Raw genomic sequence first — 14,390 nt, 5'->3', positions numbered from 1 at the left:
CCCGGAATGACGCCCCTGCCATGAGCCTCGACGATCCCCGCCAATACCGTTTCGGCCTCGTCTACGGTGCCATCTCGGCGCTGGCCTGGTCGTCGTCCGGTCTTTTCATCCGTCATATCGGCACGGATCTGATGACCATGCTGTTCTGGCGCGGGCTCTTCTCGGGTACCTGCGTCTTCCTGTTCTTCGTCTATCTCGAGCGCAGCCGGGTTCCCGGCATTCTCAGGCGCATGGGCTGGCCGAGCGTCTGGACGATGATCTTTTCTGCCGCCAGCATGGTGACCGGCATCGGCTCGATGTATTACACGGCGATTGCCGATGCGATGGTGATCTATGCCACCGTGCCCTTCGTGACGGCGGCCGTCGCCTTCGTCTTCATTGGCGAGAGACCCAGCCGCTCGACACTGATCGCCAGTGGCGTGGCGCTGGTCGGCGTGCTGGTGATGCTGACCGATGCTCATGGGGAGAGCGGCGGGTTGTTCGGCAAATTTCTCGCCGCGATCATGACGCTCTGCGTCGCAGGCATGGCGACGCTGATGCGCAAGCATCGCGAGGTGCCGATGCTGCCGGCGATGGCGGGGTCCGCCTGGCTCTGTTCCTTTGTCACCTTCTGGTTTGCCGCGCCGCTGACGGTCGCCGCCGTCGACCTCAGGCTGATCATCGTCTTTGCCATCGTCCAGAATGCCATGGGCCTGATCTTCTACACGGGCTCCACCCGCCGCCTGCCTGCGGCCGACGCGAGCCTTTTGACCGCGCTCGAAGTGCCGCTGACGCCGCTCTGGGTGTGGCTGGTGCTGAGCGAGGTGCCGTCGGCAGGGACGCTGGTCGGCGGGCCGATCGTGCTTGCCGCACTGTTCGGCCATATCCTCTACGAAGTGCAACGCAACCGTTCGGCGCCTGCTGCGCCGCTGCCCTGAGAAAGGCCGAGCGCCATGAAACGCAGCTTCAATCCGTCCTCTGTCCGCAAACCCTTCGGCCAGTACAACCACGGTCTGCTGGTGCCGCCGGGAGCGAGCCTTCTGGTGACATCGGGTCAGTTGGGCATCCGGCCTGACGACAGCATTCCGGCTGACGTGACCGGACAGGCGGAGCTGTGTTTCGAGGCGATCTCCGCCATTCTGGAAGAGGCCGGTATGAGCTTTGCCGATGTCATCCGCATCTCCGGCTTCGTCATCAAACGGGAGGACTTTCCGGCCTATATGGCGGTGCGCGATCGATACACGCTGGAGCCGAAACCGGTCTCGACGCTGCTGGTCGTCGGCGGCTTCACCCGCCCAGAATTCCTTGTTGAAGTGGAAGTAACGGCCGCCAGGGTCGTGTGACAACCTGCGGTCATCTTCGCCATATTTTCGCTCTATATTGGACAAAAACGCCTTTTTCTTCGTGTCTTAGGCTTTCTCCATCAGCGGAACAATTCCTCCCTCCGAGTGTTCTTGTCGTCAATGGCAGTCAAACGGAAAGGATGAAGCCATGAAGACGAAGATTCTTGCTCTCGGAGCTTTGGTAATTGGTTCGATCGCGTCGCCCGTCCTCGCCCAGGAAGGCACTGTCACCGGTGCTGCCGGTGGCGCTGTAACCGGTGCAATTGTTGGCGGTCCAGTGGGTGCTGCCGTGGGTGGCGTCGTCGGCGCGATTGCCGGTACAGCCGTTGCCCCGCCGCCGCCGCCGGTCGTGACCTACGTCCAGCAGCAGCCAATTCCGGCCCAGCCGGTGGTGATCGAACAGCAGGTTGCTGTCGGTGAACCCCTGCCGCAGCAGGTCGTCCTGACCCCGATCCCGGATCAGCCGAAATATGCCTATGCCGTGGTCAACAACCAGCGCGTGATCGTCGATCCGCAGACCTATGTGGTCGTTGGTGTGGTTCAGTAATCCACACTTCTGATCGATCTGATCAATCCGGTCGGTGACGCATGCGAACATGCGCACCGCCCATACCCCAAGGAGTTACACCATGGACCAACGTCCTGATCCCCGCCTCGATACGCGCCCGAACGTGACCCAGAATGCTGGCATGAGCGGCGCAAGCTGGGGCATTGCAATCCTGCTGATCGTCGTGATCGCAGCTGCGGCCTTCTTCGTGTTCGGCAACCGTGATACCGCCGATACGACGACCGCACCTGCGACCTCTACGAGCGAGCCGGCAACCCCGCCTGCAGCAAGTGACACGGCTCCGGCTACGCCGCCGGCCGCAACCACCGCGCCTGCGACCCCGCCGGCCGCTGATCCGGCAACGCCTGCTCCGTCGACCCCGCCGGCAACCACCCCGTAATCTCGGGCAGCCGTCGCTATAATAACGAAGGCCAGTCTCTCATGAGGCTGGCCTTTTGCATGTCTGGGGTGTCGGTAGTTCTCAGTCAGAAATTCTCCATCTCGTGGCGAACCTTGGCCATGAAGGCGGCGCGGGTGTCTTCCGTGCAGTTGTTCATGTCGTAATGGGCGAGATATTTGACCGGCGCGCCGATCTTGATCTGGGCGCGGATGACGCGCTTGACGATCTTCTTCGGCGGGTTGCCAGCGAGAAAGGCGCGCATCGGGGTGGCGCCATAGGTCATGACGGCTGCGAGTTTCCTGATGTGGCGGAGTGTTGGTGTGAGCTTGCCGTCCACCAGGTCGAAGGAGACGCCGGGCAGCCAGACGCGGTCGAAATAACCCTTGAGCATGGCCGGGAAGCCGAAGTTCCAGACAGGCGTGACAATCACGAGCGCTTCCGCCTTCAGCAAACGGTCGACATAGGGCTTCACCAGCGTCAGGTTATCCGGAATGTCATGGTAGACGCGCCGATCATGGGCTGAGAGCACCGGGTCGAAGCCCTCCTCATAGAGATTACAGCCGTCGACTTCGTGGCCGGCCTTTTCCAGGCTCTCGCAGGTGAGCTTGTAAAGCGCCCGGCCGAAGCTCTCTTCGAGGGGATGGGAGTGGAGAACGAGTACGCGCATGTGTCAAAAGCTCCAAGTCGTTGCCCGCCGCGCGAGCGGTCGGGGTCCAGTTGAAAACTTCCGCGCCGTTTGTCCCAGCATCTTGATCCTTCGCCGCCGATGTCGAGGGATGGGGGATGCCATGTCAGGTGTTGCATGAGCCGGTGGGGTCGGCTGGGAGTACCTTCGGAATGGGGTATGAGTGGCGGTTGGGCTGGTTCCTTGTCTCTTGAATGTGCGGCACCCCCTCTGTCCTGCCGGACATCTCCCCCACGCGGGGGGAGAGCGGATGGGCGCGCAGGCTTCATTCCTTCAATCGTTGCGAATGACGAAATCCTGCTGGAAGTGTGTCATGTCTAAATATCGTAGCCGCATCTTCAACGGTGGCGTTTGTGCAAGGCGCCGGCCCATCCCGCTCTCCCCCCGTGTGGGGGAGATGCCCGGCAGGGCAGAGGGGGGTACCCAGACGCCTACCAAAGCGAGGCCAAACCCGGCCCGCCCCCTATTCCCCAGCCTCCGCAAATACCTCCAGACCGGGAAACAGATAGTTCTTGCCCGCCGAGAAATCGAAATCCGGGTTCTCCCAGGCGATCATCTTGCCGGGGTTCAAGAGCCCCTTCGGATCGGTTTCCTTCTTGAAGGCAAGCTGGACCTGGTCGGTCTGCTTCATGCCGCCTTCTTCCAGCGTATAGCGGTGCGGGTTGAAGATCGGGCAGCCGTTTTCCTCGTGGATGCGGATGATCTCTTCGAGCCTCTCCCTGGTGGTGTAGCGGACCAGCGGCAGGCCGGCGCATTGGATGTGGCCGTCGAACTTGATGAATTCGAGATGACCGATGACCTCGTCGGGGAAGAGTTCGGTCATCTTTCGGACCTTCTCGACATGGTCGGGTCCGGGATACTGGACCTGGAGATAGGTGATCGTGGGATCGACCTTCAGGGCGCGCAGCGTCGTGTGGTTCCAGGTGAGCTCGAAGGCATGCGGGATGCCCTTCATGCTTTCGACCGTGTCGGAGCGGAAACGGACCTCGCCCTTCATTTTTTCGGCAAAGGCCAGGAAAGGTTCGATCGAATGGGGGGCGACCATCAGCACCACCACCGACTGGCCTTCCTTGAGCCAGGGCTTGTGGCGGGTGAAGTAGTCGTAAGGGATCGGCGCTGCGATCGGGGCGACCTCCTTCAAGAGGATGCCGTTCTTGTGGGCAAGCGCATCGGCGAATTTCACCGCGTCCATGAACTCGTCATAACCGACGATGACGTCCACCCAGTCGTAAGCAGGCGCAAGCGGCATTTCGACTTCGGTGATGATGCCGTTGGTGCCATAGGCGTGGGAAACCTTCTGCAGGTCCCAGGCGGAAAGTTCGAGCACACGCGGCTCGGCTTCCATGGTGACGACGCGCAGGCGCAGGATATTGCCGAGATCGCGAAGCCCGCCCCAGGTGATCGAGCCGACGCCGCCGGAACCGCCGGCGATGAAGCCGGCGACGCTGGCGGTCTGCTTGGTCGAGGGATGGAAGCGCAATTCCTGGCCGGAATGTTCCTTTGTCTGGCGGTCGAGCTCGGAGATGATGATGCCGGGCTCGCAGATGACGCGGCCGGGCAGGATCTCTTTCACCTTGTTCATGTTGATCAGGTTCAAGACGATGCCGCCCGAAAGCGGCATGGCCTGACCATAATTGCCGGTGCCGCCGCCGCGTGGGGTGACGGGCACGCCATGGGCATAGGCCACTTTCAGAACCCGGATCACCTCTTCTTCCGTGGTCGGCGAAACGATGAGGTCACCGACAACATTGTCCAGCTCGGCCTTCAGGATCGGCGAATACCAATAGAAGTCGCGGCTCTTCTGTTTGACGAGCGCCGGATTGTCCTCGACGGCGATGCCGGCCAATTCTTCCTTGATTTTGGCGTAGTCAGCCATGGCTAAACTCCAAGCAACGGGTCAAGTTCGCGGTAATCCGGCAGGCTGCGGTCGATGCCCATGCCATTCCGCATCACGATGCGGTCGGCCTGCGGACGGGAGAGGAATTCGCTCCAGCGGCGGGCGCTGAAGAGGAGGAGATCGGCCTTGCCGCCGACGGCGATGCGGCCATGATCGGGGCGCTTCAGAATGTCGGCCGGCGTGCGCGTGACGACGCGGGCGGCGGTGTCGAGCGGATGGTCGAGATGGATGATGCGGACCGCCTCGCGGAAGACTTCGACGGGGTCAAGATCGCCATAGGCGTAGAATGGGTCGCGGGTATTGTCCGAGGAGACGGCGGTCGCGACGCCTGCGGCCGTCAATTCGTGGAAGAGCGTGACGCCGCGCTGGCGGGGTGTGCGGCTCGGGTGACGGTCCTGCAGATACATGTTGCACATTGGCAGCGAGACGACGGAGAGGCCGGCCTGCGCTACGAGATCGATGGTGCGTTTCGCCAGATCGTCATCCTGGCGGGCGAGTGAACAGCAATGGCCGACTGTGACGGATCCCTCGAAGCGATTGCGCATCTTGGCTTCCGCAATGGTCTTCAGCGTCAGGGTTTCCTTGTCCTGCGTCTCGTCGACATGCAGGTCGATGTCGAGGCCTTTTTCAAACGCGGTGCGGAAGAGGATGTCGAGCTTTTCGTCGAGGCCCGGCATCAGATAGGTGACGCCGCCGAGCAGGCCCTTGTTGGCGACGATGACCTCGACCAGATCCTTGAAGAAGGCCTCGTCGGTGATCTGGTCGAAGGGGAAGAGAGCCGCCGCCTGAAGATCGACCTTGCCGGCCCAGGTATCGCGCACTTCGGCAAAGACCTCGAAAGAGATGCGGTGCTGGGGCGCCAGGCTGTCGAGATGGGTTCGGATCAGGCTGGTGCCATGGGCATAGGCTGTGCGCAGGGAGAATTCCATGCGAGCCTTGACGTCTTGAGCCGTCCAGCGAGCCTCCCGGTCGGCTTTCACGGCTTCTAGCGCTCCCATGAAATCGCCTAACGGATTGGGCCTCCGGTCCCAGATATGGCCCTTGTCGAGATGGGTGTGCATGTCGACGAAGGTCGGCCAAACCATGCCGTCGCGCAGATCCGTCGAGGGCAGGCCTGATGGGGCCTCGCCGGGTTTCAGGATCGCCTCGACCTTGCCGTCCGCCACCACGATGTCGGCGCTGATCAGGCCCTCGCAGGCGGGGGCTTCTACACCATCGACGCAGATGTCCGGCAGCGTCGCATTTGCAAGGACAAAACGCTTGGCGGCGGGGAGGGCGGTGACCGGGCTCGACATCAGTTTTCTCGTTTCAGGCTGCTTTCATGCCAGCGATGCAGCGCCAGCCAGGAAATGAAGGAGGTAATGGCAAAAATCACGACGCCGAGGCAGGAGAGCAGGAAGAGGGCGGCAAAGAGCCGTGGAATGTTGAGACGGAACTGGGCCTCGAGCAGGCGGAAGGCAAGGCCCGAACCGGCGCCGGCCGAACCTGCGGCAAATTCGGCAACGACGGCGGCAATCAGCGCGAGGCCGCCACCGATCCTCAGGCCCGTCATGAAATAGGGGAGCGAGGCGGGGAGCTTCAGGTAGAGCAGGGTCTGCCAGCGGGAGGCGCCGTAGAGGTCGAAGAGGTTCAAGAGGTTATGATCGACGCTCTTCAGGCCCTGCACCATGTTGGAGAGAATCGGGAAGAAGGCGACGAGGAAGGCGCAGATGAGGAGGGCCACCTGCGTCGAGGGGGAGTAGATCAGGATCAGTGGCGCGATCGCAACGATCGGGGTCACCTGCAGGATGACGGTGATCGGGTAGAAGGCGATCTCGATCCATTTCGACTGGACGAGGGCCACGGCGATGCCGACGCCGCCTAAAAGCGCCAGCCCCAGCGACATCAGGGTGATCTTCGTGGTGACCCAGAGCGCCGGCGACAGCGTGCCCCAGTCCCTGAACAGGGCACCGGCGACCGCGATCGGGCCGGGGAGAATGTATTGTGGCACGCCCGAGACCCAGACGCCGACCTGCCAGATGATGATCAGCAGACAGACGACAAGGATGGGCACGAGGATTTTTAGCAGGGTTTCGGCCGGTCCGGACATCAGTGATGCTCCCCGCCCATGGCTTCGATCAATGTCTTGGAGACGGTTTCGCAGGCCTGGCGGTATTCTTCCGAGGTACGATAAAAGGCGTCGCGGTCAAGGCTGGTTTGCAGCGGGAAATCCGCATGCACCCGGCCGGGCCTTGCCTTCATCACCACGATGCGGCTGGAGAGATAGGCGCTTTCAAAGACGGAATGAGTGACGAAGATGACCGTGATGCCGGTCTCCTTCCAGAGCTTCAGGACATCATCGTTCAGCTTCTGGCGCGTAATCTCGTCCAGCGCCGCAAAGGGCTCGTCCATCAGGAGAAGTTTCGGCTTGGTGACCAGCGCGCGGGCGATCGAGACGCGCATCTTCATGCCGCCCGACAATTCGCGCGGATAGGCATCGACGAAATCTCGAAGGCCAACGCGGGTCAGCACTGCCATGATGTCATCGTAAGCCGCGTGTTTCGAGATGCCCCGTAGCTTCAGCGGCAGGTAGACATTGCCGAAGACGGTTGCCCACGGCATCAGCGTCGGCTCCTGGAAGACGAAGGAAATATCGCCGTCGGGCAGGCCCTTGGAATTGATGCGCGAGCTTGGCCAGTCGATCGTGCCCGAGGTCGTGTCCCCGAGGCCCGCGATGATGCGCAGCGCCGTCGACTTGCCACAGCCGGAGGGGCCGAGCAGCGATACGAATTCGCCGCCGTTGACGGTCAGCGACATTTCCGTCAGCGCCACTGTGCCGCTGGAAAAGACCTTTGACACGTCCTTCATCACCACCAGCGCGCGGCGCTGTTCGGGAGGCGGCGGGGTGATGGGGTCTATCTCAGCCATGCGATACTCGGTTTGAAGGAATGCTGTACGGCAGTACCAGCGGGTAAAAAGCCCCCCTCTGGCCTGCCGGCCATCTCCCCCACAAGGGGGGAGAGGACCCGTAGCAACCGCTCGCTTCCCTTGAAGCGAAAGCGGTGCCGACTGGTTTAAGCCCTCCCCCTTGTGGGGAGGGTTTGGGAGGGGCTTTGCTGTCCGCTACAGCGATCACCCCCACCCGCAGCTTTGCTGCGATCTCCCCCTCAAGGGGGAGGTGGGAAATCACTTCTTCAGCGCCATCCCCACGCCCTTGCAGACGAACTGGGTGGTGTAGGCTTTCTTGTAGTCGAGGTCGGCCGGCTGGACGCCGATCTGGACCATGGCGTCGAAGAAGGCCTTGTACTTTTCGTCGGTCATACAGCCGATGCCCTTTTCCAGCGCTTCGCCGGATTCGACGATGCCGTATTCCTTCATCTTCTTGATCGAGTATTCGATCTGACCATCCGTCATTTCCGGATTGTCCTTCTTGATGAGGTCGTTGGCGGCTTTGTTGTCGCCGTAGAGGTAGTTGTACCAGCCCTCGGCCGAGGCATCGACGAAGCGCTGGACGACATCCGGTTTGGTTTCGAGCATGGTCGCCGTGGTGGTGATCATCGTCGAATAGGGGTTGTAGCCGTTGTCGGCGAGCAGGAAGACTTTGGGTGCCCAGCCGGCCTGCTTCTCGATTTCATAGGGTTCCGAGGTCAGGTAACCCTGCTGGGCAGACTTCGGATCGGCGATGAAGGGGGCGGGATTGAAGGTGTAGGGCTTGTACTTCTCGTCGGTGAAGCCCTCGAAGTTCTTCTTCATCCACTCGTAATAGGTGACGTAACCGTCCTTGCCCATGAAGATGCTATCGAGCTTGGCGAGATCGCCGAATTTATCGATGCCCTGGTCGGGATGTGCGAGCAGGACCTGCGGGTCTTTCTGGAAGATCGCGGCGACGTCGATCAGCGGGATGCCTTCCTTGACTGCGTCCATTTCGCCAAGCGGGCTGCCCATGTAGAAATCTACCTTGCCGGCGATCAGCAGCGCGCGGTTGGCGGCCTGCGGGCCGCCCTGGACGACCGTGACCTTCAGGCCGTATTTCTCATAGGTGCCGTCGGCGACGGCCTGGTAGAAACCGCCATGTTCGGCCTGGGCGAGCCAGTTGGTGCCGTAGGTTACCTCATCGAGTGCGAAGGCCGTCGTGGTCGAGGCCAGCGCGGCGCTAAGGCCGAAAAGGGCTAGAAGACTTGTCTTGGTGAGCGTGTCGCGCATTGATCGTTCCCCTGTTCCGTTCCAGGGCCCGTTTTCGGGCTCCCTTTTCCGGCATTTGAGCGGGTGGCATGCGTCTTGAAAAGCATCAAAATTCGTCCGCATCGATGCCTTTTTTGCACTGCTCGCGAGAATGCTGCATAGTGATGCGGCATGATTAAATTTTGCGCAGCGGAGGTCTCGTGCTTCACTCCCGAAAGCTTGTCTATATCAATGAAATTGTTCGATGTGGCTCGATCCGCAAGGCGGCGGCGCGGCTGAATGTTGCCTCGTCTGCGGTCAATCGGCAGATCCTGGCGCTGGAGGAAGAACTGGGGGCGCCGATCTTCGAGCGGCTGCCGAAGGGCTTGCGTCTCACGGCCGCCGGCGAACTCTGCGTCGAGCATATTCGCGAGGTGCTGAAGAACTACGAGCGGCTGGAGGGGCGGCTCAGGGGTCTGAAGACGCCACAAATCGGCAAGGTGTCGCTGGTGACCACCGTCGGGCTCGCCTCCGGGCCGCTGCCGGCAATCCTCGCCGGCTTCATCGCCAAGCATTCGCGGGTGCAGATCAAGCTGCGCAGCGATGGCGGGGTAACGACGATCAACCCGGTGCTGACAGGCGAGGTGGATGTCGGACTCGGTTTCAACATTCCAGCGACGCCCGGCATCCGCACGCTTGCCAATTTCGATGTGCCTGTCGGCGTCGTGCTGCCGCCGGGGCATCGGCTGGCGCTGGAGGAGGGGCCGATCGACCTCGTCGAGGTGGTGCAGGAGCCGCTGATCCTGGCGCAATCGGGCACCAGCCTGCGCAATATCATCGACTTGGCGCTTGCGCCTCTACCGCTGCCGGTCGATCCGGTGGTGGAGACGAATTCATCCGAACTGATGAAGCAGCTGGTGAAGGCCGGCACCGGGCTGACGCTGCTCAATCCGCTCGACGCGCTTGCCGAATGCCGGCGTGGCGAGCTGGTGTTCCGGCCGCTCACCGAGGCGCATGTGCGCCATCAGCCGATGAAGCTCTTTGCACGGGCGCGGGCCACGCTCGATTCGGCCACCAGCCTCTTCATCGAATATCTGATGCAGGAACTGATTGTGCTGGTCCAGGATCTCAAGGATCGGGGCCATATCCCTGAAAGCATTCGCGGAAGCGCGTGATATGGCGGTGTTCAGTTGGGCGTGTAGAGGTTCGACAGGGGGTAGGCGGCGACGTCGCGCAGGAGTTCGATGAAGCCGGCCACCTGATGTTTGCAGATGGCTTCGCCCTTTTCCGCTGTGCCTTTGGAGGCATCGCCGACCACGCCATGCGGATTGAGATCATGAGCAATCCAGGCCAGCGAATGGGGCGGTAGCGGCGTGAGGAATTTCGAGTTCGCGCGGATTTCCTCGGCCTTGGAGACGAAATTCTGCGCTTTCTCCATGCGCACCAGTTCGGGGCGGAAATGCAGCATCAGCGAGGTCTCGACTTCGCCGCCATGAATCCCGTAGCGGCTCTCGTGCTCGGAGATCATGCCGTCGGGATTGCCGAAGCGGCCCCATTGGGTGGAAACGACGGCCATCTGGTGGCGGACGCGCAGTTCGCGGGCGACGATGCTCATGACGTCGACATTGCCGCCATGGGAATTGACGATGACCAGCTTGCGCATGCCGGCTTCGGCGACCTTGGCGCCGATTGCCGTCCAGGCGGGGATCAGGATCTCCGGGCCGAAAGAGAGGCTGCCGGGGCCGTAGACATGTTCGTTGGCCTTGCCGATTTCCTGGGTCGGCAGGACGAGAAAATCGAGGTCGTCAGGGCGCTGGACCTTCAGTTCCGCTAGCATGCCACTGGCAATCGCGACGTCGGTTGCGATCGGCAGATGCGGTCCATGCTGTTCGGTCGAGGCGATCGGCAGGATGGCGATCGTGGTGTCGGGGGACAGAGCGGCGAAATCCGTCGTCACCAATTCATTCCAGAAGAAGGGTTTCGCCATGGCCGCGCCTTGTTGTCTCGTTTTATCGACGGATAAGGCAAAACAGCGGGCTTCGAAAAGCATCATAATCAGTGCAGGCCGCTGCCTTTTTGGATGCGCGAGGCGCGGCGTCCCTGTCGGAATGTGTTGAAGGGTGGAGCGATCCCAAGGCATATACACGTCGTCTCGCCTTGCCGGCCCGCAAAGGAAGTCTGAAATGCATATGGAACAGTTGGAACAAGGCGGTCTGCGTCCGCGGCTTGCGATTGAGCCCGGCACCTATTCCACCATCTATGCCGTGGGCGACGTGCATGGCTGCCTGGATCCACTTCTCGCGCTGGAAGACCGTATTCGCGAGGATGGGAGCCTGCGCGAAGGGCGCAAGCTGATCGTCATGCTGGGCGACTATGTCGATCGGGGTCCGCAATCGGCTGCCGTGCTCTATCATCTCAGCGCCGCACCGCCGGCGGGTTTCGACCGGATCTGCCTGCGCGGCAACCACGATGACGCCTTTCTCGACTATCTGGAGGGCGATCCGGCCGGCGACTGGTTTCTCGATCATGGCGCAGAGGCGACGCTTCGCTCCTACGGCGTCGATCCCGAGGCGCATGGACCGTTGATCGCCTCGAATTTCGCCTTGAGACAGGCCGTGCGCGCGGCAGTGCCTGTGGCGCATGTCGAATTTCTTCAGCAGATGCCCGTGCTGGTGACCGTCGGTGATGACGTTTTCGTCCATGCCGGCATCCGGCCCGGGCGAACGCTTGCCGAGCAGGTGGACGAGGATCTGTTGTGGATCCGGCGCTCCTTCATGGATCTCGGACCGGGTCTGCCGGTGCGGGTTTTCCATGGCCATACGCCGATAAGCACGCCGCATGTCAGCGCCGAGCGCGTCGGGCTCGATACCGGATGCTACCGCACCGGCCGGCTGACGGCGGCGCGGCTGAGTGGCGGGGAGGTCGAGATCTTCTCCGTCGGCTAGGCAGCCGCTTTGGCCGGCTCGCGCGGCTTGCCCCATTCGGCAATCGCAATACCGCCGAGAACGAGTGCGAGCGCCAGGATGTGGAAGACTTCCAGCGTTTCGCCGAGAAGCGTGATCGACAGCAGCGTGCCGAAGACGGGTACGAGATTGATGAAGAGGCCGGCGCGGTTGGCGCCGATTCCTTCCACGCCCTTGATGTAGAGGATCTGCGAGATCAGCGAGGGGAAGAAGCCGCAATAGAGGATGATCAGCCAGCCGCGCACGTCGGGAAGAATCATCTGGCCTTCGCCGGCTTCCCACCAGAGGAGCGGCAGGCTGGTGAGCGCTGCGGCGAGCGCGGGCACGGCCATCAGGCTTTTCCAGTGCACCGCCGGCTTCCAGCGCAGTGCGATGGTGTAGATCGCATAGGCGATGCCGGCGCAGAGCATCAGCAGGTCGCCGTAATTTAAGGTCAGTGTCAGCAGCGTCTGCAGGTCGCCATGCGAGGCGGTGACGGCAGCACCTGCGAAGCTGATGACGAAGCCCAGGATCTGGATGGCCGAGACCGGAATGCGGAAGAGCAGGAAGTTGATGACGAAGATCAGGACGGGGATCGCGCCCTGCTCGATCGCGCCGTTCACAGCGCTTGTGTATTTGAGCGCGGTATAGAGAAAGCCGTTGAAAGCAGCATAGCCGACGGCGCCGTAGAAGATCAGCAGCTTCCAGTTGGCCTTCAGCACATCCCAGTCCTTGCGGATCTGCGGGATCGAGATCGACGCGATTACCAGGGTTGCCACGGCCCAGCGGCCGAAACTCAGGGCCATGGGGCTGACATGGCCGAGCGCCAGCTTGCCGGCGATGGTGTTGCCGCCCCAGAGCAGCGTTGTGATGACGAGATAGATGTAAGCGCGGATCGGCAAAGCGTTTCTTCCCTGCATGTCTGCGCTCATTCCGGGAGACGTCTTAGCGCATCCGTCGCGGCGCGAATTGCCTCGGAAATAGGCGAGGGGTCGACCTTTGTCACGCAAAAAGCCAAATCGCCCCGCAAAACGGGTCGATTTCCCAAAAACAACACAGTATAGATGCGCGGGTTTGGGTGAGGCGCAGGCACTGCGCGATAAACAGGATTTCGAAATGACGAATGTCGTGGTGATTGGTTCGCAATGGGGTGACGAGGGCAAGGGCAAGATTGTCGACTGGCTCTCGGAACGGGCGGATATCGTGGTCCGCTTCCAGGGTGGACACAATGCCGGCCATACGCTCGTCATCGACGGCGTCTCCTACAAGCTGTCTCTTCTGCCCTCGGGCGTCGTGCGTCCGGGCAAGAAGGCCGTGATCGGTAATGGCGTGGTCGTTGACCCGCATGCGCTGATCGCCGAAATCGGCCGGCTGAAGGATCAGGGCGTGAGCGTCACGCCGGACAATCTGCGCATTGCCGAAAACGCCACCCTCATTCTGTCGCTGCACCGCGAACTTGACGGCATGCGCGAAGACGCGGCCTCCAACAGCGGCACCAAGATCGGCACGACTCGCCGCGGTATCGGCCCGGCCTATGAAGACAAGGTCGGCCGTCGCGCCATCCGCGTCATGGATCTCGCCGATCTCGACGCGCTTGAAGGCAAGGTCGAGCGTATCCTCACCCACCACAATGCGCTGCGTCGCGGCTTCGGCGTCGCCGAAATCGAGCACAAGACAATCATGGAGGAACTGACCTCGATCGCCGATCGCGTGCTCCCCTTCATGGATTCTGTCTGGGTGCTCCTGGACAAGGAGCGCCGCAAGGGTTCGCGCATTCTGTTTGAAGGCGCACAAGGCTCGCTGCTCGACATCGACCATGGCACCTATCCCTTCGTCACCTCGTCGAACACGGTTGCCGGCCAGGCCGCTGCCGGGTCCGGCATGGGCCCGGGTTCGCTCGGTTACATCCTCGGTATCACCAAGGCCTATACGACGCGCGTCGGCGAAGGTCCTTTCCCGACAGAACTGCATGACGAGATCGGTCAGTTCCTCGGCGAAAAGGGGCATGAGTTCGGCACCGTCACGGGGCGCAAGCGCCGTTGCGGCTGGTTCGATGCAGCACTGGTGCGCCAGTCGGTCGCCACCAATGGAATCACCGGGATCGCGCTCACCAAACTCGACGTTCTCGATGGTCTGGAAGAGCTGAAGATCTGCGTCGGCTACAAGCTGGACGGTCAGGAAATCGACTATCTGCCGGCGGCTCAGGCCGCTCAGGCGCGTGTCGAACCGATCTACATCACGCTCGAAGGCTGGAAGGAATCGACCGTCGGTGCCCGGAAATGGGCAGATCTGCCGGCTCAGGCGATCAAATATGTGCGCCAGGTCGAGGAACTGATCGGGGCTCCGGTGGCGCTTCTGTCGACAAGTCCCGAACGCGACGACACCATACTTGTGACGGACCCTTTCGAAGACTAATCTGAAGGTTAACGAATTTTGTCGGGCGAATCCGTTCCGGCA

At 61.7% G+C, this 14,390-nt stretch carries 15 protein-coding genes; 7 read left to right on the top strand and 8 right to left on the bottom strand.

The genetic code is table 11. The annotated features are described in order from the left end of the window. The first annotated feature begins 20 nt into the window (after positions 1-20). The 4 genes from ASE36_RS12595 to ASE36_RS22865 all read left to right on the top strand — a co-directional run bounded on the left by ASE36_RS12595 (position 21) and on the right by ASE36_RS22865 (position 2,269). Positions 21-917, top strand: coding sequence for a DMT family transporter (locus ASE36_RS12595; protein WP_062279796.1), 897 nt, complete (start codon positions 21-23; stop codon positions 915-917). A 15-nt stretch (positions 918-932) separates the two neighbouring features. Then, a complete protein-coding gene (locus ASE36_RS12590) occupies positions 933-1,322 on the top strand; it encodes a RidA family protein (protein WP_062279794.1) in 390 nt (129 codons plus the stop codon). 148 nt (positions 1,323-1,470) lie between these two features. Next, the gene (locus tag ASE36_RS12585) at positions 1,471-1,869 is read left to right on the top strand and encodes a DUF1236 domain-containing protein (RefSeq protein ID WP_062279791.1); all 399 of its coding nucleotides are present in this window, start codon (positions 1,471-1,473) and stop codon (positions 1,867-1,869) included. Positions 1,870-1,951: 82 nt separating this feature from the next. Then, entirely contained in the window at positions 1,952-2,269 is a 318-nt protein-coding gene (locus tag ASE36_RS22865; protein ID WP_062279789.1) for a hypothetical protein, read from the top strand. 85 nt (positions 2,270-2,354) lie between these two features. On the opposite strand, the gene ASE36_RS12575 is transcribed toward ASE36_RS22865, so the two are convergent. The 6 genes from ASE36_RS12575 to ASE36_RS12550 all read right to left on the bottom strand — a co-directional run bounded on the left by ASE36_RS12575 (position 2,355) and on the right by ASE36_RS12550 (position 9,033). Next, complete coding sequence (locus tag ASE36_RS12575; protein WP_062279787.1) at positions 2,355-2,936, bottom strand: NAD(P)H-dependent oxidoreductase; 582 nt, start codon at positions 2,934-2,936, stop codon at positions 2,355-2,357. 481 nt (positions 2,937-3,417) lie between these two features. Further along, positions 3,418-4,830 (bottom strand): FAD-binding oxidoreductase, encoded by a 1,413-nt coding sequence (locus ASE36_RS12570; protein ID WP_062279785.1) that lies wholly within the window; start codon positions 4,828-4,830, stop codon positions 3,418-3,420. Between the two features lie 2 nt (positions 4,831-4,832). Next, positions 4,833-6,146, bottom strand: coding sequence for a cytosine deaminase (locus tag ASE36_RS12565; protein ID WP_062279783.1), 1,314 nt, complete (start codon positions 6,144-6,146; stop codon positions 4,833-4,835). After that, a complete protein-coding gene (locus ASE36_RS12560; protein ID WP_062279781.1) occupies positions 6,146-6,940 on the bottom strand; it encodes an ABC transporter permease in 795 nt (264 codons plus the stop codon). Before ASE36_RS12560 ends, ASE36_RS12565 begins: the two co-directional genes overlap by 1 nt. Next, positions 6,940-7,758, bottom strand: coding sequence for an ABC transporter ATP-binding protein (locus ASE36_RS12555; RefSeq protein WP_062279778.1), 819 nt, complete (start codon positions 7,756-7,758; stop codon positions 6,940-6,942). Before ASE36_RS12555 ends, ASE36_RS12560 begins: the two co-directional genes overlap by 1 nt. Before the next feature lie 258 nt (positions 7,759-8,016). Next, the gene (locus ASE36_RS12550; RefSeq protein WP_062279776.1) at positions 8,017-9,033 is read right to left on the bottom strand and encodes an ABC transporter substrate-binding protein; all 1,017 of its coding nucleotides are present in this window, start codon (positions 9,031-9,033) and stop codon (positions 8,017-8,019) included. Positions 9,034-9,212: 179 nt separating this feature from the next. Between ASE36_RS12550 and ASE36_RS12545 the strand changes: the two genes are divergently transcribed. After that, positions 9,213-10,166 (top strand): LysR family transcriptional regulator, encoded by a 954-nt coding sequence (locus ASE36_RS12545; RefSeq protein ID WP_062279774.1) that lies wholly within the window; start codon positions 9,213-9,215, stop codon positions 10,164-10,166. 11 nt (positions 10,167-10,177) lie between these two features. On the opposite strand, the gene ASE36_RS12540 is transcribed toward ASE36_RS12545, so the two are convergent. After that, on the bottom strand, positions 10,178-10,978 hold the full coding sequence (locus tag ASE36_RS12540; RefSeq protein WP_062279772.1) for a creatininase family protein: 801 nt from the start codon (positions 10,976-10,978) through the stop codon (positions 10,178-10,180). Between the two features lie 196 nt (positions 10,979-11,174). On the opposite strand from ASE36_RS12540, the gene ASE36_RS12535 reads away from it, so the two are divergent. Beyond that, positions 11,175-11,936, top strand: a complete 762-nt coding sequence (locus ASE36_RS12535) for a metallophosphoesterase (protein WP_062279770.1) — start codon at positions 11,175-11,177, stop codon at positions 11,934-11,936. Here ASE36_RS12535 and ASE36_RS12530 read toward each other — a convergent pair. Further along, positions 11,933-12,835, bottom strand: coding sequence for a DMT family transporter (locus tag ASE36_RS12530; protein WP_156378672.1), 903 nt, complete (start codon positions 12,833-12,835; stop codon positions 11,933-11,935). The two genes, ASE36_RS12535 and ASE36_RS12530, sit on opposite strands and share 4 nt — an antisense overlap. Before the next feature lie 214 nt (positions 12,836-13,049). Here ASE36_RS12530 and ASE36_RS12525 point away from each other — a divergent pair, with 214 nt between their 5' ends. Beyond that, a complete protein-coding gene (locus ASE36_RS12525) occupies positions 13,050-14,348 on the top strand; it encodes an adenylosuccinate synthase (RefSeq protein ID WP_062281335.1) in 1,299 nt (432 codons plus the stop codon). The last annotated feature ends 42 nt before the right edge of the window (positions 14,349-14,390 follow it).

The sequence above is a fragment of the Rhizobium sp. Root274 genome (assembly GCF_001429245.1).
Lineage (GTDB): Bacteria > Pseudomonadota > Alphaproteobacteria > Rhizobiales > Rhizobiaceae > Allorhizobium.
Note: the sequence above shows the minus strand (reverse complement) of the source record. Positions and strands in the feature narration are given on the sequence as shown.

Bases quoted from the DNA above. Each gene is read 5' to 3' on its own strand.
- ASE36_RS12595 (WP_062279796.1), top strand. From the start codon at position 21: ATGAGCCTCGACGATCCCCGCCAATACCGTTTCGGCCTCGTCTACGGT.
- ASE36_RS12590 (WP_062279794.1), top strand. From the start codon at position 933: ATGAAACGCAGCTTCAATCCGTCCTCTGTCCGCAAACCCTTCGGCCAG.
- ASE36_RS12585 (WP_062279791.1), top strand. From the start codon at position 1,471: ATGAAGACGAAGATTCTTGCTCTCGGAGCTTTGGTAATTGGTTCGATC.
- ASE36_RS22865 (WP_062279789.1), top strand. From the start codon at position 1,952: ATGGACCAACGTCCTGATCCCCGCCTCGATACGCGCCCGAACGTGACC.
- ASE36_RS12575 (WP_062279787.1), bottom strand. From the start codon at position 2,936: ATGCGCGTACTCGTTCTCCACTCCCATCCCCTCGAAGAGAGCTTCGGC.
- ASE36_RS12570 (WP_062279785.1), bottom strand. From the start codon at position 4,830: ATGGCTGACTACGCCAAAATCAAGGAAGAATTGGCCGGCATCGCCGTC.
- ASE36_RS12565 (WP_062279783.1), bottom strand. From the start codon at position 6,146: ATGTCGAGCCCGGTCACCGCCCTCCCCGCCGCCAAGCGTTTTGTCCTT.
- ASE36_RS12560 (WP_062279781.1), bottom strand. From the start codon at position 6,940: ATGTCCGGACCGGCCGAAACCCTGCTAAAAATCCTCGTGCCCATCCTT.
- ASE36_RS12555 (WP_062279778.1), bottom strand. From the start codon at position 7,758: ATGGCTGAGATAGACCCCATCACCCCGCCGCCTCCCGAACAGCGCCGC.
- ASE36_RS12550 (WP_062279776.1), bottom strand. From the start codon at position 9,033: ATGCGCGACACGCTCACCAAGACAAGTCTTCTAGCCCTTTTCGGCCTT.
- ASE36_RS12540 (WP_062279772.1), bottom strand. From the start codon at position 10,978: ATGGCGAAACCCTTCTTCTGGAATGAATTGGTGACGACGGATTTCGCC.
- ASE36_RS12535 (WP_062279770.1), top strand. From the start codon at position 11,175: ATGCATATGGAACAGTTGGAACAAGGCGGTCTGCGTCCGCGGCTTGCG.
- ASE36_RS12525 (WP_062281335.1), top strand. From the start codon at position 13,050: ATGACGAATGTCGTGGTGATTGGTTCGCAATGGGGTGACGAGGGCAAG.